This is a genomic window from Citrobacter sp. Cc139 (genome assembly GCF_030334645.1).
Taxonomy (GTDB): domain Bacteria; phylum Pseudomonadota; class Gammaproteobacteria; order Enterobacterales; family Enterobacteriaceae; genus Citrobacter; species Citrobacter werkmanii.
The window spans coordinates 61,826-83,438 of the sequence record NZ_JAOWDM010000094.1 but is presented as its reverse complement, the minus strand read 5'-3'; the positions used below and the strand labels follow the sequence as shown (position 1 = coordinate 83,438).

Genomic DNA, 21,613 nt, shown 5'->3' with positions numbered 1-21,613 from the left:
CTCCCGCCGGGCTATCTGTTCTTATCTGACACCGCACTTCCGGCATCACGGGTAAGCCGCAGCGTATCCACCATACCGACCAGACAAATTATGGCGATAGCCACAAAGGCCAGGCGGAAGCTGATCCCCGGAATATTGCCCAGCGCCAGCCATTCACTGACTTCAGCGCCGATGCGGATCCCAATAGCGGCTAATGAAATTCCCAGTCCCACTGCTAACTGTGTTGCCGTACTGAACAGCGTATTGGCGTAGCTCATTTGCGACGCGGGGACGTCCGCAAATGCAAGCGTACTGACGCCGGTAAACTGGATTGAACGGAACACACCGCCCAGATACAGCACCAGCAAAATAACCCATACGGGCGTTTGCGGCGTTATCAATGCACAGGCCAGCAGCGCCAGGACGTTAAGGGCCCCGTTGATCAACAGCAATTTCTTAAAGCCCAGCCAGCGTATCAACGGCGTGGTGGCAGGTTTTATCGTCAGATTGCCTACAAACACCGCCAGCACCAGCGAACCTGCGTGAAAAGCGTTCATGCCAAAACCTACCTGGAACATTAACGGCAGCAGAAATGGTACGGCGCTGATAGAGGCGCGAAACAGCGATCCGCCATACATCGTGACGCGAAAAGTCGGGACGCTCATGGCATCAAGACGAATCATCGGCCAGGCGGCGCGGCGAAAATGGCGTAGGGCAAACAGGAAAGTCGCTATTCCCAGCGTGAGAAGTCCGGCAGTTAGCCAACCCTGCGGCTGCTGGGTTCCCAGCAACTCCATGGCATACACCAGACTTACCATGGCAACAGAGGTCGCGACAAAACCCGCTATATCAAACGGACGGCGCTCGTCGTCATGAATATCCGGAATAAAACGTAGCGCCAGCGCTATCGCCAGTATTCCCAATGGGACGTTAATGAAGAAGATCCACCGCCAGTTGGCATAGCTGGTGATGAATCCGCCTAGTGGAGGACCGATGATGGGCGCGACTAACGCGGGCCAGGTCAGAGTCGCAATGGCGGTGATTAACTGACGTTTAGGCGTGGTGCGTAGTACCGCAAGGCGGCCAACAGGAACCATTAATGCGCCGCCCACGCCCTGTAAGATTCGCATGGCGACAAAGCTTTCAAGACGGGTGGACAAACCGCATAAGACCGAGGCGAGGGTAAATATCGCCAGTGCGAGGGTAAACACTTTTCTGGCGCCAAAGCGGTCCGCAATCCAGCCGCTGGCGGGAATAAGTACGGCGAGGGTGATCAGGTAGGCGCTAATACCAATATTCAGGTCAACCGCCTGTACGCCAAAGCTTTTGGCCATGTCGGGCAGGGCGGTAGCAATCACCGTACCGTCAATAAACTCCATAAAGAAAGCGCCGGCTACAAGTAATGCCGCCGGGGAGAGACCACGTTTATTCTCAACCGCTAAATGTTCACTCATGTTGTGCTTGCCATCTCAAAAGAAACTGACCGGGTCTGTTTTTTTATTTTCAGCGTATCCGTTATGCGTACGCCGCTACCGTTTCGATCGCTGAATGGGTACTATGACGACCTTTCTATAAGGAGCTCATTATGTCCCAAACACTGAATGCCGATCAGGAACTGCTCTCGGACGTTGTTGCCTGTCAGCTGGTTATCAAACAAATTCTGGATGTCATTGATGTTATTGCCCCGGTAGAAGTCCGGGAGAAAATGTCCAGCCAACTGAAAAGCATCGACTTTTCAAGTCACCCTGCAGGTGCCGATCCGGTTACTATGCGCGCAATACAAAAAGCAGTTGCCTTGATCGAGTTGAAATTCACGCCGCAGAATGAGTCTCACTAAAATAAACCGTTGTTTCAGGTTTTAGAAAGGTTTTTTGCGCCTTTGAGAATGAGAGGCGCGAGCGTAGCGATCATTGAGCGCTAGCCGGATAAGATGCGTGGCATGACTATCCGGCTAGCGTTATGAAAATTGAAGATTAGTGATGTTGGTAGTTTACGACGTTCAGCAGATGTTTATCGGTTTGCGCCATGCACAGTCCCGCGCGTTTCGCGCTGCGGACTTCATCAAGAATGGTTTGTAACAGCACGCCATCCTGCTGCTGCTCTTTTTCCAGATCGTGGAGAAAATCAACGGTTGGCTCATCGTTCAATGCTTCAGCTTCATTGGTTAAGCGTGAAAGCTTACTCGAACGCTGTTGGTACTCATCCAGTGTTTTCTGAAACAGTTCTTCAAGGGAAGTCAGTTCATCACCCGGAACATCGATGGCTTTGACGATGGGGTTAGCCCCGGCGCTTTTCATAAAATTAAACATACGCATCATTTGAGTTACGTTACCCTGCGCCTGCGTGCGTAGAAACGTTGCGGTACCTGTCAGGCTATGTTCGTAGCACCATTCGCTAAGGTGCAGGTAAAGATTCGATGCGTAGAACTCAAGATTCATTTGCGTGTTGAGTTTATGAACAATTCCAACTGCAGCCATATCAATATCCTTATTTCCAGAAAGGAGAATGTACGTTACTAACGTCAGTGCAACGGGCTGTCGCCGCACTTCACATCTACGTACAATTAAAACTGTTAGCAGAATAAATCCGTTCCGCCGGTCCTTTAGTGATCACGGATTATATCCGCTTCCGATCGAGATTCAGCATAGCGCGTGATCTGACATAAGAAAATCCTTAAATCTGCATATTTATGTTTTTTTACATATTGTCATAGCAATATTCTTAATACCTGCATTTCGTCATATAAGATGCGTGAATGTAATTGATTGATATTTAAGTGTTTATGGTAATATTATGATAATGAAATGTTGTTTCATATCGCAAAATTAAATTTAACAATACGTTATTGTCTTGACCTCGCTGATTATGAAGTCCCGGCTGGTGGCGATTTCACGATTGGGTAAGGTAAATGAAAACTATCTGGTAGTTAATATTTTGCGCCAGATCATTTTTGCTGAAATTAATAAATTTAACGACCTGTACGATTCGGCATTTATTGTTTGGTGAATGTGGGGAAATCGAGGAGTTACCTATGAAAAAGGTTGCGGTGCTGCTGGCGCCTGGTTTTGAAGAGGCGGAAGCGATTGTTACCATTGATATTCTGCGTCGCCTGAATATCGAAGTCGAAACGCTGGCCTGCGCGGAGTCGCGTGCGGTGGTGAGCTATCATGACGTACCGATGGTGACCGACAGTACGTTGGCCGCGCGTCAGGCCCATCTCTACGATGCCGTCGTGTTGCCTGGGGGGCCGCAAGGTAGCGTTAATCTTGCCGCCAGCGAGGCAGTCATCCAGTTTGTCACCCGCCATGATGAGGCGGGAAAACTTATTTGTCCTGTGTGCTCTGCGGCCGCGCGCGTACTGGGTGGCAACGGTCTGCTAAAGGGGCGTCGCTACGTGTGCTCGGGAGATTTATGGCAAAACGTCACGGATGGCGAATATATCGATGCGCCCGTTGTTGAGGATGGCAATCTTATTAGCGGCAAAGGATTAGGGCATATTTTTGATTTTGCGTTTACGCTTTCGGCGCGTCTGTTGGGAGATGATATTCCGGTTCGCGATCACGCCGACCACATTTACTACCCATGGTAAACATTGTTTTCCCGAATGCTTCAGCATTCGGGGACAAGGATTTGCTGACTGATGTTATGGACTAATCTGCTATTCCTCTTTTTCTTCGTCGTCAAAATCGCGTTTTTTTATGTCATTTCTCGCTGAATTTATGTACGCAATTACTGTAATTCTGTGGTGTGATGCCGCTCTCTTATGGAGAATCAATTTCCCGCTAAAAATACTCTCAGCACTGGCATTGATCTTATCAATAAAAGGTAATGCCTTGTTTTACGTCCGAATTACAAAAAATCGTCTGATTTTACCCTACATAAAAGAACGTTAAAGCTGGAGTTGACCATGCACAAATTCACTAAAGCGCTGGCGGCCATCGGCCTGGCTGCCATTATGTCACAATCCGCTATCGCTGAGTCCATGAAGCTCGGTTTCCTGGTCAAACAACCGGAAGAACCGTGGTTCCAGACTGAATGGAAATTTGCCGATAAAGCCGGTAAAGACCTTGGTTTTGAGGTGATAAAAATCGCCGTCCCGGATGGTGAGAAAACCCTTAACGCGATTGACAGCCTGGCTGCAAGCGGTGCGAAAGGGTTTGTGATTTGTACGCCGGATCCCAAACTCGGGCCTGCCATTATGGCGAAGGCGCGCGGCTACGATATGAAAGTCATTGCTGTCGATGACCAGTTTGCCAACGCGAAAGGGAAACCGATGGACACCGTGCCGCTGGTCATGATGGCGGCAACAAAAATTGGTGAACGCCAGGGTCAGGAGCTGTACAAGGAGATGCAAAAGCGCGGGTGGGATGTGAAATCCACCGCGGTAATGGCCATTACCGCGAACGAACTGGATACCGCGCGCCGCCGCACTTCAGGCTCAATGGAAGCGCTTAAAGCTGCGGGCTTCCCGGAAAAACAGATATACCAGGTTCCAACCAAATCGAATGATATCCCTGGCGCATTCGACGCCGCCAACTCCATGCTTGTTCAGCATCCTGAAGTCAAACATTGGCTGATCGTGGGGATGAACGACAACACCGTGCTGGGCGGCGTACGTGCGACCGAAGGGCAAGGCTTTAAAGCGCCGAACGTGATCGGTATCGGTATTAACGGCGTTGACGCGGTGAGTGAACTCTCTAAAGGCGAAGCGACCGGGTTCTACGGTTCATTACTGCCAAGCCCGGACGTTCACGGCTATAAATCAAGCCAAATGCTCTACAACTGGGTAACGAAAGGTGCAGAGCCACCGATGTTTACTGAAGTGACGGATGTGGTGCTGATTACCCGCGATAACTTCAAAGAAGAACTGGCGAAGAAAGGTTTAGGCGGTAAGTAACATAAATGCCGGATGCGTCGGCAAAGCGTCTGATCCGGCCTACGAATTACGTACTCAGTAGGCCGGATAAGGCAAAGCCGCCATCCGGTATAAAGATCTGAATCACGGAGACGTTATGCAACAGTCTACCCCGTATCTCTCATTTCGCGGCATTGGCAAAACGTTCCCCGGCGTTAAAGCGCTTACGGATATCAGTTTCGATTGCTATGCCGGTCAGGTGCATGCGCTGATGGGCGAAAATGGCGCCGGAAAATCAACACTCTTAAAAATTCTCAGTGGTAACTATGCGCCAACGACGGGCTCCCTGGCGATTCGCGGACAAGAAGTTTCGTTTGCGGATACCACAGCCGCGTTGAACGCTGGTGTCGCCATTATTTACCAGGAACTGCATCTCGTCCCGGAAATGACCGTTGCCGAAAATATCTATTTAGGGCAACTGCCGCATAAAGGCGGCATTGTGAATCGGTCGCTGCTGAACTATGAAGCGGGGCTACAGCTTAAGCATCTGGGCATGGATATCGATCCCGACACGCCACTGAAATACCTCTCCATTGGTCAATGGCAGATGGTAGAGATTGCAAAAGCGTTGGCGCGTAACGCCAAAATTATCGCCTTTGATGAACCGACCAGTTCCCTGTCGGCACGCGAGATTGAGAATTTGTTTCGCGTTATCCGTGAGCTGCGCAACGAAGGGCGCATCATTCTGTATGTCTCGCACCGTATGGAGGAGATTTTTGCCCTTAGCGATGCCATTACCGTATTTAAAGATGGGCACTACGTTAAAACGTTTACGGATATGCAGCAGGTCGATCACGATGCGCTGGTGCAAGCGATGGTAGGGCGTGACCTTGGTGATATTTATGGTTGGAAATCCAGGCCTTATGGCGCAGAGCGCCTGCGTTTGCATGAGGTCAAAGCCCCTGGCGTGCGCACGCCGATCAGTTTATCGGTGCGTAGCGGTGAAATCGTCGGACTGTTTGGGCTGGTGGGCGCTGGACGTAGCGAATTAATGAAAGGATTGTTTGGCGGCACGCGTATCACCGCAGGCCAGGTGTTTATTGATGAACAGCCAATTGATATCCGCAAACCGAGCCACGCCATTGAAGCGGGAATGATGCTGTGCCCGGAGGATCGCAAAGCTGAAGGGATTATTCCGGTTCATTCGGTGCGTAACAACATCAACATTAGCGCGCGTCGTAAACATGTATTGGGAGGATGCGTGATCAATAACGGCTGGGAAGAAACTAACGCCGATCACCATATTCGTTCGCTCAACATCAAAACACCGGGGGCGGAGCAACTGATCATGAACCTCTCTGGCGGTAATCAACAGAAGGCTATTCTTGGCAGGTGGTTATCGGAAGAGATGAAAGTGATTTTGCTGGATGAACCTACCCGCGGCATTGATGTGGGCGCCAAGCATGAAATTTATAACGTGATTTATGCCCTTGCGGCGCGCGGCGTGGCCGTGCTGTTTGCATCCAGTGACCTGCCAGAAGTTCTCGGTGTCGCCGATCGTATCGTGGTGATGAGAGAAGGCGAGATTGCCGGGGAGTTACTTCATGAACAGGCGGATGAACGCCAGGCGTTGAGCCTTGCAATGCCTAAAGTCAGCCAGGCTGTGGCCTGAATAAGGAGAGTATGATGTCTTCCGTTTCTACATCGGGTTCAGGTGCTGCGAAATCAGCGCTAAACCTTGGCCGCATTTGGGATCAATACGGGATGCTGGTGGTGTTCGCGGCATTGTTCCTGGTTTGTGCCATCTTCGTGCCAAACTTTGCCACCTTCATCAACATGAAGGGGCTGGGACTGGCGGTATCGATGTCGGGTATGGTCGCATGTGGGATGCTATTTTGCCTGGCATCCGGTGACTTCGACCTGTCCGTTGCATCCGTCATTGCCTGTGCGGGGGTCACAACTGCCGTGGTCATCAACATGACCGAGAGCCTGTGGATTGGCGTCGCTGCCGGGCTGTTGCTGGGGATTTTATGCGGTCTGGTGAATGGGTTTGTGATTGCACGGTTAAAAATCAATGCCCTGATCACCACACTGGCGACGATGCAGATTGTCCGCGGTCTGGCCTACATTATCTCTGACGGTAAGGCGGTCGGGATTGAAGACGAGCGTTTCTTCACCCTTGGCTATGCTAACTGGTTCGGGCTGCCGGCACCTATCTGGATAACGATCGTTTGTTTCATCGTATTTGGCTTACTGTTGAATAAAACCACGTTTGGTCGTAACACGCTGGCTATTGGGGGGAATGAAGAGGCTGCGCGCCTGGCCGGGGTTCCGGTTGTGCGCACCAAGATTATTATCTTTATTCTTTCCGGTCTGGTATCCGCAATTGCCGGCATTATCCTCGCATCGCGCATGACCAGCGGTCAGCCAATGACCTCAATCGGTTATGAACTGATCGTGATTTCTGCATGTGTATTAGGGGGCGTTTCGCTGAAAGGCGGCATCGGAAAAATCTCATATGTGGTCGCCGGGGTATTAATTCTGGGGACGGTTGAGAACGCGATGAACCTGCTGAATATCTCTCCTTTTGCACAGTACGTCGTACGTGGTCTCATCCTGCTGGCGGCGGTAATCTTCGACCGCTACAAGCAAAAAGCGAAGCGTACCATTTAATGATTTAAGCCCTAACTTTTTAGTCTAGCCTCAGCTAATCGCCAGCCGCTACCCGGCTGGCGATTGTTTTTCCAAATGGCGAGCATGGTCACACTGTCTATACTTATATCCGTCATACATCATCTATACGGCGCGATCCGCGCGGCGTACAAACCATGATGAGGAGGATAACCGGGTGACAGCATCACTGACATTACCCCCTGAACAATCTGCAAACTGTGCTTATTTTTTTGATCTCGATGGGACACTGGCTGAGATCAAGCCCTATCCTGACCAGGTCGTTGTCCCTAAGACAATCCTGCAATTATTACATCAGTTGGCGACGCATAACGCGGGTGCGCTGGCATTGATTTCAGGGCGCTCGATGGCTGAGCTTGACGGCCTCACCACTCCCTTTCGTTTTCCGCTTGCCGGAGTGCATGGGGCAGAACGCCGTGACATCAATGGTCAAACCCATATAGTGCGCCTGCCCGCGGGTATTGAACGTGAAGCCGGCGCGCTGTTACAGACGGCGTTGTCGAAACTGCCTGGCACGACGCTGGAAGCAAAAGGTATGGCTTTCGCGCTGCACTATCGTCAGGCGCCAGAGCATGAAGCAGCGCTGATAACGCTGGCGGAATGCATCACGCATACATGGCCGCAGCTTGCACTGCAGCATGGAAAATGTGTCGTTGAAATAAAACCGAAAGGTACGAATAAAGGCGATGCGATTGCTGCATTTATGCAGGAAGCGCCTTTTGCCGGACGGATCCCCGTATTTTTCGGTGATGATCTAACGGATGAAACCGGCTTTGAGGTAGTTAACCGCGCAGGCGGTATTTCAGTGAAGGTGGGGAGCGGGGCGACGCTGGCGACATGGCGTCTGGATGGCGTCAGCGATGTCTGGCGTTGGCTGGAGCAAATTAACTCTTCGCAGCAACAATCGAATACAACAAACAACAGAAGAGGTGACTATGGGTCGTTTAGTCGTAGTATCTAATCGTATCGCCTCGCCAGATGACAAAGGGAGCGCAGGTGGGCTCGCGGTCGGTGTGTTGGGCGCGTTAAAAACTGCTGGTGGATTGTGGTTTGGCTGGAGTGGCGATATCGGTAATGAGGATAAACCGTTAAAAAAGGTCACTCGTGGCAATATTACCTGGGCCTCGTTTAATTTGAGCGAGCAGGATTATGAAGAGTATTACTGTCAGTTTTCGAATGCCGTTTTATGGCCTGCATTCCACTACCGGTTGGATTTAGTTCAGTTTCAGCGCCCGGCCTGGGAGGGGTATCAGCGGGTTAATGCCTTGCTGGTAGATAAACTGCTGCCGCTGCTGAGCGAAGATGACATTATTTGGGTTCATGATTACCACCTGTTACCGTTTGCCTACGAGTTGCGTAAACGCGGCGTGAATAATCGCATCGGTTTTTTCCTGCATATCCCTTTTCCGACGCCGGAAATTTTTAACGCGCTCCCTCCACACCAGGCTCTGCTTGAGCAGATGTGTGATTTTGATTTACTGGGTTTCCAGACCGAAAACGATCGCCAGGCTTTTCTGGACTGTCTGGCTGTCCAGACTCAGGTAACTACCCACAGCGATAAGCGCCACAAAGCATGGGATAAAGCGTTTCGCACAGAAGTGTATCCAATCGGCATCGAGCCGGAGGAAATCGCACGCCAGGCTTCAGGTCCTCTGCCGCCAAAAATGGCGCAGTTAAAGGCAGAGCTTAAGAATGTGAAGAATATATTCTCCGTTGAGCGTCTGGATTACTCCAAAGGCTTGCCAGAGCGCTTCCAGGCCTATGAGGCGCTGCTGGAGCATTACCCGCAGCACCATGGCAAAATTCGCTATACGCAGATAGCGCCAACTTCGCGCGGAGAGGTGCAGGCCTACCAGGATATTCGCCATCAACTGGAGACAGAGGCCGGGCGGATTAACGGTAAATATGGGCAGTTGGGCTGGACGCCGCTTTACTATCTGAACCAGTATTTTGACCGCAAATTGCTGATGAAAATATTCCGCTATTCTGACGTAGGATTAGTGACGCCGTTGCGCGATGGTATGAACCTGGTGGCGAAAGAGTATGTGGCTGCACAGGATCCTGCCAACCCCGGCGTTCTGGTGTTATCGCAATTTGCCGGGGCGGCGAATGAGTTAACTTCTGCGCTTATTGTGAATCCTTATGACCGGGATGAAGTGGCTGGCGCACTTAACCAGGCGCTGACAATGTCGCTTGCTGAACGTATCTCTCGTCATGCTGAAATGCTTGAGACTATCATTAAAAACGATATCGACAACTGGCAGGCGAGATTTATATGCGATCTAAGAAAAGTTACGTCGCGCCAGAGCAAACGCCAGTTGTCGGACAGTGTGCCTTCCTGTTCGAAACTGGCGTAACGACCTGAAGGCGGTATTAATCTCCAGCCAGAGGAACCAGCAGAACATCCACCTGGCTGGCGCCGACCACGCTTTTTGCTGAGCACGAAGCGCGCGAAAAGAAGCTCTGGTTATGGTTGCCGTAAATGACCAGATCGACTGCGTGTTTACGGCAAACGTCGAGAATATGTTCATTCAGAGCCCCATAGGTAATAAAAGTATGCTCGATGGGGTACTGCGCTTCTTTGCTGAGTTTATCGATAAAATCCTGGGTCTCCTCTTGCATGAGTTCACGCAGATCTTCCAGCATGGGGGCGGCAAACTGGTTATACATTTCTGGGTCTGAGACCAATGTGATCAGGCTAATACGGGCGTTGACAGGGCGAGCGATAGAAACTGCCTTGGCTAACAATTGCTGGCTTTCAGGGGTGGCGGCAACCGCCACCAGAATGTGCGCATAGCTCATAACTCGCTCCTTTTTTTCAAGAATTATGAGAGAACTTTTCTGCTTTACTCAGCTTACTCCATACTGCAACGTTTCTCCCCAGGATAGTGTGAATCCCATCATTATTATTCATTAATTATTCTTATAAATAGAATAATCGCTTCATATAAATTGCAAATAGGTTCTGGTCACTTAAGTAAAACTCACCGCCAATGAAAACAATGTGTTAATAAAAAATAAACAAATATTAACATTTGACGGGTTTTCACTGCGCGGTATTAATTAATCACCCTTAATATTTAAGTTATTGTTTATAAACAATTTAATTGAAAAGTCGTTTTATATAAAATATGTGATCCAGCTCGCTATTTCACAGAGTGATATTAACGTTTGTGAACAAAATACTATTCGCTTTTATTGCAAGAATATTCGTACGCCAGGAATCGAAAAGATGAATACTGGTTTAAAAAATAAGCAAAGTAAAAGCTACGCTGATGGATTTATGTTAAGTGTTTAGCTGATTTATGTGATCTGCGTCACATATTCTTTAAATTCGCAGCACGGTTCCGTTGTATGTGTAACTGGCGGCGGGTAGAGTTGCGTCGAATTAGGAAAAATCTTAGACAATTGTAAGAATTGATGTGAGCTTGTAAGAAGTGCGCATTCTTCAAAAGGGCTGATTTACACAACGTGTATGTGTCGTCACGCTGCTATGTATTTGACCTTTTGCTTTTTTTTACCGGGACTTCCCGGCGACATCACGGGGTGCGGTTTTACCGCATGAAAATAATGTTGGTTATTATGGATGCAAATAATGCATACATCCGAGTTGCTGAAACACATTTATGACATCAATTTGTCATATTTATTGCTTGCACAACGTTTGATCGTTCAGGACAAAGCATCTGCGATGTTTCGCCTTGGTATCAGCGAAGAGATGGCGGACACGTTGGCAACATTAACTCTTCCTCAAATGGTCAAACTGGCTGAAACAAACCAACTGGTGTGTCACTTCCGTTTCGACGATCACCAGACTGTTACTCGCCTGACGCAAGACTCCCGCGTTGACGATCTCCAGCAAATTCATACCGGCATCATGCTTTCTACGCGACTGTTAAGCGACATCGATGATGCCGCGCGCAAGAAAAGGGCTTGATGATGAGCGAAAAAAGCATTGTTCAGGAAGCGCGTGATATCCAGTTGGCAATGGAATTAATCACATTGGGCGCCCGTTTGCAAATGCTGGAAAGCGAAACGCAATTAAGTCGTGGTCGTCTTATCAAGCTGTACAAAGAATTACGCGGCAGTCCTCCGCCAAAAGGGATGCTTCCTTTCTCCACCGATTGGTTTATGACGTGGGAACAAAATATCCATGCCTCGATGTTTTGCAATGCATGGCAATTCCTGCTCAAAACAGGGTTGTGTAGCGGTGTGGATGCCGTAATTAAAGCGTATCGTTTATATCTTGAGCAGTGTCCGCAGCAGGAAGATGGTCCACTGCTGGCGTTAACTCGCGCATGGACGCTGGTACGTTTTGTCGACAGCGGATTGCTGGAATTGTCCACATGCAACTGCTGCGGCGGGAACTTTATCACCCACGCACACCAACCCGCAGGCAGCTTTGCCTGCAGTTTATGCCAGCCGCCATCACGGGCCGTAAAAAGACGTAAACTTTCCCAGAATGCTGCCGATATTATTCCACAACTGCTGGATGAACAGATCGAACAGGCTGTTTAACTGATACGGTGTGGATAAACACTCCAGCAGCGGTAAGCGATTACCGCTGCTTTTTTTTGTCCTGACCTCAAGTTAACTTCCCGACTGCGCATCCTGTCATAGTCAATTGCGAAAGGATGATGTCGTGCTTATCTTATTAGGTTACCTGGTTGTTATTGGTACAGTTTTCGGCGGTTACATGATGACCGGCGGACACCTTGGGGCACTCTATCAACCGGCTGAGCTGGTGATTATCGGTGGCGCAGGTATTGGGGCATTCATCGTCGGCAATAACGGAAAAGCCATTAAGGGAACGATGAAAGCGATCCCGATGCTTTTCCGTCGTTCGAAATACACCAAAGCGATGTATATGGATCTGCTGGCGCTGCTATATCGCCTGATGGCCAAGTCACGTCAGCAGGGCATGTTCTCGCTCGAACGTGACATCGAAAACCCTAAAGAGAGTGAAATCTTCGCCAGCTATCCACGCATTCTTGCAGATGCCGTGATGCTTGATTTTATTGTCGATTATCTGCGACTGATCATCAGCGGCAACATGAATACGTTTGAGATTGAAGCGCTGATGGACGAAGAAATTGAGACTCATGAGAGCGAAGCCGAAGTTCCGGCTAATAGCCTGGCGATGGTTGGCGACTCGCTACCGGCATTCGGGATTGTGGCGGCGGTCATGGGCGTTGTCCATGCGCTGGCTTCCGCCGATCGCCCAGCGGCTGAACTGGGTTCGCTGATTGCGCATGCGATGGTGGGGACATTCCTCGGTATTTTACTGGCCTATGGCTTTATTTCTCCACTTGCCAGCGTCCTGCGTCAGAAAAGCGCTGAAACCACCAAGATGATGCAGTGCGTGAAGATAACGCTGCTCTCCAACCTGAATGGTTACGCCCCGCCGATTGCCGTCGAATTTGGTCGTAAAACATTGTATTCCAGCGAACGTCCTTCGTTTATCGAACTGGAAGAGCATGTTCGTGCGGTGAGAAATCCAGCTGCGCAGCAGACGACCGAGGACGCATGAAAAATCAGGCCCATCCCATTATCGTCGTAAAGCGACGTAAACATAAAGGTCACGGTGGTGGGGCGCATGGTTCGTGGAAAATCGCCTACGCCGATTTTATGACCGCGATGATGGCCTTCTTTCTGGTGATGTGGCTCATTTCCATCTCCAGCCCTAAAGAATTGATCCAGATTGCCGAATATTTCCGTACTCCACTGGCTACCGCGGTGACAGGCGGCAATCGTATTTCGAATAGCCAAAGCCCCATCCCTGGTGGAGGGGATGATTACACCCAGCAGCAGGGAGAAGTGCACAAGCAGCCGAATATTGATGATTTGAGAAAACGCATGGAGCAAAGCCGTTTAAGCAAACTTCGCGGCGATCTCGATCAATTGATTGAATCGGACCCTAAACTGCGTGCGCTGCGCCCGCATTTGAAAATTGATTTAGTTCAGGAAGGGCTGCGTATTCAGATTATCGACAGTCAGAACCGACCAATGTTTAAGACCGGCAGTGCTGAAGTTGAGCCGTATATGCGCGATATCCTGCGGGCTATTGCGCCAGTGCTCAACGGCATCCCTAACCGAATCAGTCTTTCCGGACATACAGACGATTACCCTTACGCCAACGGTGAGAAAGGGTACAGCAACTGGGAACTGTCTGCCGATCGCGCTAATGCGTCGCGCCGCGAGCTGGTTAGCGGCGGTCTGGATGATGGAAAAGTATTACGGGTGGTAGGCATGGCCGCCACGATGCGTCTGAGCGATCGCGGTCCTGAGGACGCCATCAACCGCCGTATTAGCCTGCTGGTTCTCAATAAGCAGGCAGAAGAGGCCATTTTGCATGAAAACGCTGAAAGCCAGAATGAGCCGGTAAGTGTCTTACAACAGCCAGCGGAACTTCCGCCGGCAAGCGTTCCCACATCGCCACCAGCCAATCCGAGGTGATAGCGTGAGCATGGATATTAGCGATTTTTATCAGACTTTTTTTGATGAAGCCGACGAACTGTTGGCCGACATGGAGCAACACCTGCTCGATTTGGTTCCTGAAGCCCCGGATTCCGAACAGCTGAATGCCATTTTTCGTGCCGCGCACTCGATAAAAGGCGGGGCGGGCACCTTCGGCTTTACCATTTTGCAGGAAACGACCCATCTGATGGAAAACCTGCTGGATGAAGCACGGCGTGGCGAGATGCAGCTTAATGCCGACATTATCAACCTGTTTTTGGAAACGAAAGATATTATGCAGGAACAGCTCGACGCCTATAAAAACTCAGAAGAGCCGGATGCCGCCAGCTTTGAGTACATTTGTAATGCGTTACGACAGTTAGCGCTTGAAGCAAAAGGTGAAACCTCAGCCGCGCTCGTCAATACCGCAAAGCTGAGCGTTGTTGACGGGGCGGCGATACAGGAAGAAACCGTTGCCAATCCCGCTCCGGCCAGTAAAGAGGTCAAGAAACGGATTATTCTCTCGCGCCTGAAATCCAGTGAAGTCGATCTGCTGGAAGAGGAGCTGGGAAATCTGGCGACCTTAACCGACGTGGTGAAAGGAAGCGATACGCTGTCTGCAACGCTGGATGGCAACCTTGCGGAAGATGACATTATTGCGGTGCTTTGCTTCGTAATTGAAGCGGATCAGATTGAATTCGAAACCGTCAGCGCAGCGCCCGTGGCGGTTGATGCGAAAGCGGAAACTGAAGCGGTAGCCGTAGTCGCGACGCCGCAGCCGGTTGCCGTCGCGCCTGCGGTTAAAACCGCCACCAGTGAAGCGCCACACGCCCGCGCGGAACGTGATAAGCCTGCCCGCGCCAGTGAATCAACCAGCATCCGCGTAGCGGTTGAGAAGGTTGATCAGCTCATTAACCTGGTCGGTGAACTGGTTATCACCCAGTCAATGCTGGCCCAGCGTTCTAATGAACTGGATCCGGTCAATCACGGCGATCTCATCACCAGCATGGGGCAGTTACAACGTAACGCCCGTGATTTGCAAGAGTCGGTGATGTCGATTCGTATGATGCCGATGGAGTACGTGTTCAGCCGCTTCCCACGCCTGGTCCGCGACCTGGCGGGTAAATTGGGTAAACAGGTTGAGCTGACGCAGGTGGGGAGTTCAACAGAACTCGATAAAAGCCTGATTGAACGCATCATCGATCCATTGACGCACCTGGTGCGTAACAGTCTGGACCACGGTATTGAACTGCCGGAAAAACGTCTCGAAGCCGGGAAAAGCCCCATCGGCAATCTGACGCTTTCCGCTGAACACCAGGGCGGGAATATTTGTATTGAAGTGACCGATGATGGCGCTGGTCTGAACCGCGAACGAATCCTCGCCAAAGCCATCTCCCAGGGGATGCCGATCCACGAAAACATGAGCGATGACGAAGTCGGTATGCTGATTTTCGCCCCGGGCTTCTCGACGGCTGAACAGGTGACGGATGTCTCTGGTCGCGGTGTGGGGATGGACGTGGTGAAGCGAAATATCCAGGAGATGGGCGGCCATGTTGAGATCCAATCCAAGCAAGGACAGGGGACGACGATCCGAATTTTGCTGCCGCTGACCTTGGCGATCCTTGACGGGATGTCCGTACGCGTGGCGGACGAAGTCTTTATTCTGCCGCTGAATGCCGTGATGGAGTCACTGCAACCGCGCGAAGAAGATCTCCATCCGCTGGCCGGAGGAGAGCGCGTTCTGGAAGTGCGTGGCGAATATTTGCCGCTGGTTGAATTGTGGAAAGTCTTCGAAGTTGAAGGCGCAAAAACCGAAGCTACGCAGGGCATCGTGGTGATTTTACAAAGCGCAGGTCGTCGCTATGCGCTGCTTGTCGATCAGTTAATTGGCCAACACCAGGTGGTGGTCAAAAACCTGGAAAGCAACTACCGCAAAGTGCCAGGGATTTCTGCTGCAACGATTCTCGGCGACGGTAGCGTCGCGTTGATTGTTGATGTGTCTGCATTGCAGGGGTTAAACCGCGAACAACGTGTGGCGATCACAGCCGCCTGATTGAGTAAGAAAGGGAATAATATGACCGGTATGAGTAATGTAACTAAACTGGCCGGCGAACCGTCAGGTCAGGAATTCCTCGTGTTTACGCTGGGGGATGAAGAGTACGGTATCGATATCCTGAAAGTGCAGGAAATTCGTGGTTACGATCAGGTAACCCGCATTGCTAACACGCCAGCGTTTATCAAAGGCGTTACAAACCTGCGCGGTGTGATTGTGCCGATTGTTGATCTACGCGTGAAGTTTAGCCAGAGCGATGTGGATTACAACGAAAACACTGTGGTGATTGTACTGAATCTGGGGCAACGGGTGGTTGGGATTGTGGTTGACGGCGTATCTGACGTGCTGTCGCTGACAACCGATCAAATTCGACCAGCACCGGAATTCGCGGTTACGCTGTCAACGGAATATCTGACGGGACTGGGCGCGCTGGGAGAGAGGATGCTGATTCTGGTCAACATTGAGAAACTGCTGAACAGCGAAGAGATGGCATTGTTAGATATTGCCGCCGCTCATATGGCGTAAATAAGTAAACATATTATCCGGCCTACAATAATTGCTGTTGTAGGCCGGATAAGCGTAGCGCATCCGACACCTTTCCTTCTTACGCTTCCCGTTCAACCAGTTCCGGTTCTTCTTCCAGTAAACCTTCATCCTGTGCCAGCATCGCCGTTGCAATCCCGTTACCCAATACGTTGATCGCTGAGCGCCCCATATCGAGGAAATGGTCGATACCCATCAGTAACAAAATTCCTGCAACCGGAATATTAAAGCTTGGCATGGTTGCCGCCAGCACCACCAGCGCAGAACGCGGCACACCGGCAATCCCTTTGGACGCCAGCATCAGGGTCAACATCAGGACGGTGATTTCTGCAAAGGAGAGATGGATATTGTAGGCCTGTGCGATAAACATAGAAGCAAATGAGCAGTAGACCATAGAACCCACCAGGTTAAACGAATAACCGATAGGCAGTACAAATGACACGATATTAGGCGAGCAGCCAAATTTGGTTAATTGCTCCAGCGTTTTCGGATAAGCGGCTTCGGAACTGCTGGTGGTGAAGGCGACCAGCACCGGGTCTTTCAGCATGCTGACCAGGCGGAACACCTCTTTTTTCAGCATCACATAACCTACGGCCAGCAGGACCAGACAGGTCAGCAAAATGGCCACATAATAACCGCCAATGAACGACGCGTAGTTGAGCAGGATCCCCAGCCCCTGGGTGGCGATAACGGAAGATATTGCGGCAAAAATAGCCAGCGGCGCAACATACATCACGTAACCGGTCACCTTCAGCATAATGTGGGAGACGACATCCAGCGCGGCAACCAGCGGGGCGTTAAATTTTTCGCCGAGCGAAGCACCACCGATGCCGAAGAACATCGAGAACACAACGATTTGCAGAATCTCATTGTTGGCCATCGCCTCAGCGATGCTGGTGGGAATGGTATGCGTCAGAAAACCTTTCAGGCTCATACCGCCTACGGCCAGGCCGGTATCGGTGGCTTCCAGCGGGATCGCCAGGTTCAGGCCGCTGCCGGGTTGTTCGAGGGAGACCACAAACAGACCGACCAGAATAGACAGAATAGAAGAGCTGATAAACCAGATCATCGCTTTGCCACCCACGCGCCCGATGGTTGAGGTTTCGCCCAGGCGCATAATACCCACGGTCAGGGTGCTGAAGACTAAAGGCGCAATCACCATCTTAATCAGGCGCAAAAAGATGTCGGTGAGAAGCGTAATATTATCGGCCCAGGCGGTAACAACGCCGGGCGAGGCATAAGAGTGGATCCCTGCACCCGACAGGATCCCCGCCAGCATGAAGATCACAATAAACAACGTGAGTTTGTTTGCATTTGCCACTAAAAAGCCCTCAGTAAGGATTTAACATTTATTGTTCGGTTACTCATTTTTTATACTTATTAAGTGGTAACGAAATATTCATCATATAAATTGGATTAAAGCGTAATCGGATACAACTTTTTTTAATTTTTTATTCATTTTGTTGTGGTATTTACGAAGAGAATATGTGATCTGAATCACGAAAAAGTGCCTAATTGTTCTCATCTGACCTTAAGAACAGGCAAATATGAATGTTATTTACATGATAATTATGATGTTTTTATGTGAATGACTTGTGGTGGCTGTTCAACTGCTGCTCAGTGGTTCTGCCTGACTGTATTTCCCTCCCGTATTTCCCTTTCGCAAACGTAAAGTTATCTCAGCGAGTGCCGATAACGTTGATAACTCGTTTTCAGGAAGGTGCCTTATGTTTAACCGTATCCGCGTTGTCACAATGCTGATGATGGTGCTGGGGGTTTTCGCACTGCTACAGCTTGTTTCCGGTGGTCTGTTGTTTTCTTCATTGCAGCAGAATCAGCAAAGTTTTGTTATTTCTAACGATCTTCGACAGCAGCAAAGCGAACTCACCTCGACATGGGATCTGATGCTGCAAACACGTATTAATTTAAGCCGTTCTTCCGCGCGTATGATGATGGATGCGTCCAATCAGCAAAGCAGCGCGAAAAACGATCTGCTAAAGAATGCGAAAGCATCGCTGGCGCAGGCAGAAACGCATTACGCAAAATTTAAAAACATCACGCCGTTGCCGGAGATGGCAGAAGCCAGCGGCAACGTTGATGAGAAGTATCAGCAGTACCATGCGGCCTTAGCAGAACTGGTCCAGTTTCTGGAAAACGGCAATATGGACGCCTATTTCGCGCAACCTACTCAGGGAATGCAAAACGCGCTCGGCGAGGCGTTGGGCAAGTATGCCAGCGTGAGCGAGAAGCTTTACGTTCAGGCATTCGATCAAAGCGCGCGTGATTACCACTTTGCCCAATGGCAGCTCGGCATTCTGGCCGTGGTGCTGGTGCTGATTCTGGTGGTGGTGTGGTACGGCATCCGTCATACCTTGCTCAACCCTCTGGCGCGCGTTATTGCTCATATCCGTGAGATCGCCAGCGGTAATTTAACCGCGACGTTGACGGTCCACGGACGTAACGAAATTGGTGAGCTGGCCAGTACGGTTGACCATATGCAGCGTTCGCTGACGGAAACCGTCACCCTGGTACGTGAAGGTTCTGATGCGATTTATTCCGGTACCAGCGAAATTGCCAGTGGTAACACCGATCTTTCATCCCGTACTGAACAACAGGCATCTGCGCTGGAAGAGACCGCCGCCAGCATGGAACAACTGACCGCAACCGTGAAGCAAAACGCGGATAACGCGCGTCAGGCTTCTCAATTGGCGAAAAGCGCCTCTGATACCGCACAACATGGCGGCAAAGTGGTTGATCGCGTGGTGAACACCATGCATGAAATTGCCGATAGCTCGAAGAAAATTGCCGACATCATCAGCGTCATCGATGGCATTGCTTTCCAGACCAATATTCTCGCACTGAATGCGGCGGTTGAAGCGGCGCGTGCCGGTGAGCAAGGGCGTGGTTTTGCCGTGGTCGCAGGCGAAGTGCGTAATCTGGCGAGCCGTAGTGCGCAGGCGGCGAAAGAGATCAAAGCATTGATTGAAGACTCTGTTTCCCGAGTGGATACCGGTTCTGTCCTGGTAGAGAGCGCCGGGGAAACCATGAATGACATCGTCAATGCGGTGACGCGGGTAACCGACATTATGGGGGAAATCGCCTCCGCTTCAGACGAACAGAGCCGCGGGATAGATCAGGTTGCGCTCGCAGTATCTGAAATGGATCGTGTGACGCAACAGAACGCCTCGCTGGTTCAGGAATCGGCCGCCGCAGCGGCAGCGCTCGAAGAACAGGCCAGTCGCTTAACCCAGTCGGTGTCGATTTTCCGTCTCGCGTCACGCCCGACGTCGGCTAAACCCCGTGATACGCGGTTACCTGCGTCGGCGACTGCGACTGCATCATCTCCGCGCCAGAATAGTGAACAAGATACGAATTGGGAAACATTTTGACTGGTAGTTAAACCGCGGCCTGCGCCGCCCGATGGGAGCGTTGATGTTTAATCGTATTCGAATTTCGACCACGCTGTTTTTGATTTTAATCCTCTGCGGTGTTTTGCAGATTGGCAGTAATGGCTTGTCCTTCTGGGCATTTCGGGACGGTTTTCAAAACCTGAATCAGGTCGAACGGAGTAACCAACAACGCGCTGCGCTGGCCCAAACCCGCGCTGTGTTATTACAGGCCAGTACGGCCCTTAATAAGGCAGGAACGCTGACTGCACTGAGCTATCCACCAGAGGATATCAAGGCCTTGATGACGCTTGCGCGTGATAGCCTGGCGCAGTCCGAGTCAATGTTTAAACGCTTTATGGCGACGTCGGATACCACAGAACAAGAGAAGGCGCTGATTGGCGCGACGGAGAAAAGCTTTAGCCAATGGCACAGCGATCTGGTTCATCAGGCAACCTGGCTTGAGAACAATCAATTGTCAGATTTTCTGACCGCGCCGGTGCAGGCTTCGCAGGCTGCTTTTGATGCGAATGTTAATGCGTGGCAGAGCAACATTGACCGCGTGTTGCAAACAGCAGGGGATCTCAGCCAGCGAAATTATCATATGTCGGGGATGATTTTCGCCGTCATGGTGGTACTGGCGGTGCTGTTAACCAGTGCGGCGTTGTACTGGTCGCGCAAGATGATTGTCCAGCCGCTGGCGATTATCGGCAGCCATTTCGACAGCATTGCCGCAGGTAACCTGGCACGGCCTGTAGCAGTTTATGGTCGCAATGAGATCTCGGCCATTTTTGCCAGTCTGAAGAAGATGCAGCAGGCGCTGCGTGAAACAGTGAGTGAAGTTCGCCAGGGTAGCTCAGCCATGCACAGTGGCATTTCAGAGATCGTGATGGGCAATAACGATTTGTCTTCACGAACTGAACAGCAGGCGGCTGCACTGGCGCAAACGGCCGCCAGTATGGAACAACTCACTGCCACCGTTGGGCAGAATGCGGATAACGCGCGCCAGGCTTCAGGAATTGCTAAAAGTGCGGCAGACACAGCCCATAAAGGCGGCGAACAGACGTCGCGGGTCGCCAGTACTATGCATGAGATTTCCGCCAGCTCGCAGAAAATTGGCGACATTATCGGGGTGATTGACAGCATTGCCTTTCAGACCAATATCCTGGCGCTGAATGCCGCTGTAGAGGCTGCACGAGCGGGGGAACAGGGGCGCGGTTTTGCCGTTGTTGCTGGAGAAGTGCGCAATCTGGCCAGCCGGAGCGCACAGGCAGCAAAGGAAATTAAGGGACTGATTGAGGAATCTGTCACCCGGGTTCATCAGGGATCGCAGTTGGTCGATATGGCGGCGCGCACGATGACAGAAATTGTCAGCTCTGTGACCCGGGTGAACGACATCATGGGGGAGATTGCCTCGGCGTCTGATGAACAGCGCAGAGGTATTGAACAGGTGGCGCAGGCAGTCAGCCAGATGGACTCCGTGACGCAGCAAAACGCCGGGCTGGTGGAAGAAGCCGCATCCGCCACCGGACAACTCGCCACGCAGGCCGATCATCTTTCTGCCTGTGTCGCATTTTTTAAGCTTGAAGAGCAAAACGTAGCAAAACAAGAGTTGGCGCAACCGCAGGTTGTGCCCGTTGTATCCTGAAT

19 protein-coding genes are annotated in these 21,613 nt (G+C 50.9%); 15 read left to right on the top strand and 4 right to left on the bottom strand.

Annotated features, from left to right (window positions below):
* Positions 1–11: 11 nt before the first annotated feature.
* Positions 12–1,433, bottom strand: coding sequence for an MFS transporter (locus OGV69_RS23250; RefSeq protein WP_204563637.1), 1,422 nt, complete (start codon positions 1,431–1,433; stop codon positions 12–14).
* Positions 1,434–1,564: 131 nt separating this feature from the next.
* On the opposite strand from OGV69_RS23250, the gene OGV69_RS23245 reads away from it, so the two are divergent.
* On the top strand, positions 1,565–1,816 hold the full coding sequence (locus OGV69_RS23245; protein WP_005127709.1) for a DUF2766 family protein: 252 nt from the start codon (positions 1,565–1,567) through the stop codon (positions 1,814–1,816).
* 136 nt (positions 1,817–1,952) lie between these two features.
* On the opposite strand, the gene OGV69_RS23240 is transcribed toward OGV69_RS23245, so the two are convergent.
* Positions 1,953–2,456, bottom strand: coding sequence for a non-heme ferritin-like protein (locus OGV69_RS23240; protein WP_038641501.1), 504 nt, complete (start codon positions 2,454–2,456; stop codon positions 1,953–1,955).
* Between the two features lie 554 nt (positions 2,457–3,010).
* Between OGV69_RS23240 and OGV69_RS23235 the strand changes: the two genes are divergently transcribed.
* The 6 genes from OGV69_RS23235 (at position 3,011) to otsA (ending at position 9,882) form a co-directional block, all read left to right on the top strand.
* Positions 3,011–3,568, top strand: coding sequence for a DJ-1/PfpI family protein (locus tag OGV69_RS23235; RefSeq protein ID WP_038641499.1), 558 nt, complete (start codon positions 3,011–3,013; stop codon positions 3,566–3,568).
* A gap of 318 nt (positions 3,569–3,886) precedes the next feature.
* The gene (locus OGV69_RS23230; protein ID WP_038641497.1) at positions 3,887–4,876 is read left to right on the top strand and encodes an arabinose ABC transporter substrate-binding protein; all 990 of its coding nucleotides are present in this window, start codon (positions 3,887–3,889) and stop codon (positions 4,874–4,876) included.
* 115 nt (positions 4,877–4,991) lie between these two features.
* Positions 4,992–6,506, top strand: a complete 1,515-nt coding sequence (gene araG, locus OGV69_RS23225; RefSeq protein WP_038641495.1) for an arabinose ABC transporter ATP-binding protein AraG — start codon at positions 4,992–4,994, stop codon at positions 6,504–6,506.
* Between the two features lie 14 nt (positions 6,507–6,520).
* Positions 6,521–7,507 (top strand): L-arabinose ABC transporter permease AraH, encoded by a 987-nt coding sequence (gene araH, locus OGV69_RS23220; protein ID WP_042307755.1) that lies wholly within the window; start codon positions 6,521–6,523, stop codon positions 7,505–7,507.
* A 175-nt stretch (positions 7,508–7,682) separates the two neighbouring features.
* Entirely contained in the window at positions 7,683–8,486 is an 804-nt protein-coding gene (gene otsB, locus OGV69_RS23215; RefSeq protein WP_069323585.1) for a trehalose-phosphatase, read from the top strand.
* Positions 8,461–9,882 carry an alpha,alpha-trehalose-phosphate synthase gene (gene otsA, locus OGV69_RS23210; RefSeq protein ID WP_069323586.1) on the top strand — a complete coding sequence of 474 codons (1,422 nt, stop codon included), beginning with the start codon at positions 8,461–8,463 and terminating at the stop codon, positions 9,880–9,882. Before otsB ends, otsA begins: the two co-directional genes overlap by 26 nt.
* 16 nt (positions 9,883–9,898) lie before the next feature.
* Here otsA and uspC read toward each other — a convergent pair whose 3' ends face one another.
* Complete coding sequence (uspC, locus tag OGV69_RS23205) at positions 9,899–10,327, bottom strand: universal stress protein UspC (RefSeq protein ID WP_038641488.1); 429 nt, start codon at positions 10,325–10,327, stop codon at positions 9,899–9,901.
* Positions 10,328–11,120: 793 nt separating this feature from the next.
* On the opposite strand from uspC, the gene flhD reads away from it, so the two are divergent.
* From flhD to cheW, 6 genes are all read left to right on the top strand, one after another.
* Complete coding sequence (gene flhD / locus OGV69_RS23200; RefSeq protein WP_003034622.1) at positions 11,121–11,462, top strand: flagellar transcriptional regulator FlhD; 342 nt, start codon at positions 11,121–11,123, stop codon at positions 11,460–11,462.
* The gene (gene flhC, locus OGV69_RS23195) at positions 11,459–12,043 is read left to right on the top strand and encodes a flagellar transcriptional regulator FlhC (protein WP_170973258.1); all 585 of its coding nucleotides are present in this window, start codon (positions 11,459–11,461) and stop codon (positions 12,041–12,043) included. Before flhD ends, flhC begins: the two co-directional genes overlap by 4 nt.
* 124 nt (positions 12,044–12,167) lie before the next feature.
* A complete protein-coding gene (gene motA / locus OGV69_RS23190; RefSeq protein WP_032939611.1) occupies positions 12,168–13,055 on the top strand; it encodes a flagellar motor stator protein MotA in 888 nt (295 codons plus the stop codon).
* Positions 13,052–13,981: a flagellar motor protein MotB gene (gene motB, locus OGV69_RS23185; protein ID WP_038641486.1), complete on the top strand. Its 930-nt coding sequence runs from the start codon at positions 13,052–13,054 to the stop codon at positions 13,979–13,981. Before motA ends, motB begins: the two co-directional genes overlap by 4 nt.
* Positions 13,982–13,985: 4 nt before the next feature.
* A complete protein-coding gene (gene cheA, locus OGV69_RS23180; RefSeq protein WP_069323587.1) occupies positions 13,986–16,034 on the top strand; it encodes a chemotaxis protein CheA in 2,049 nt (682 codons plus the stop codon).
* A 21-nt stretch (positions 16,035–16,055) separates the two neighbouring features.
* Entirely contained in the window at positions 16,056–16,559 is a 504-nt protein-coding gene (gene cheW / locus OGV69_RS23175) for a chemotaxis protein CheW (RefSeq protein WP_038641481.1), read from the top strand.
* Positions 16,560–16,638: 79 nt separating this feature from the next.
* On the opposite strand, the gene OGV69_RS23170 is transcribed toward cheW, so the two are convergent.
* Positions 16,639–17,898, bottom strand: a complete 1,260-nt coding sequence (locus OGV69_RS23170; protein WP_069323588.1) for a dicarboxylate/amino acid:cation symporter — start codon at positions 17,896–17,898, stop codon at positions 16,639–16,641.
* Positions 17,899–18,304: 406 nt separating this feature from the next.
* On the opposite strand from OGV69_RS23170, the gene tar reads away from it, so the two are divergent.
* Positions 18,305–19,966: a methyl-accepting chemotaxis protein II gene (gene tar, locus OGV69_RS23165; RefSeq protein ID WP_038641476.1), complete on the top strand. Its 1,662-nt coding sequence runs from the start codon at positions 18,305–18,307 to the stop codon at positions 19,964–19,966.
* Between the two features lie 43 nt (positions 19,967–20,009).
* Positions 20,010–21,611: a methyl-accepting chemotaxis protein IV gene (tap, locus tag OGV69_RS23160; protein ID WP_069323589.1), complete on the top strand. Its 1,602-nt coding sequence runs from the start codon at positions 20,010–20,012 to the stop codon at positions 21,609–21,611.
* Positions 21,612–21,613: the final 2 nt, after the last annotated feature.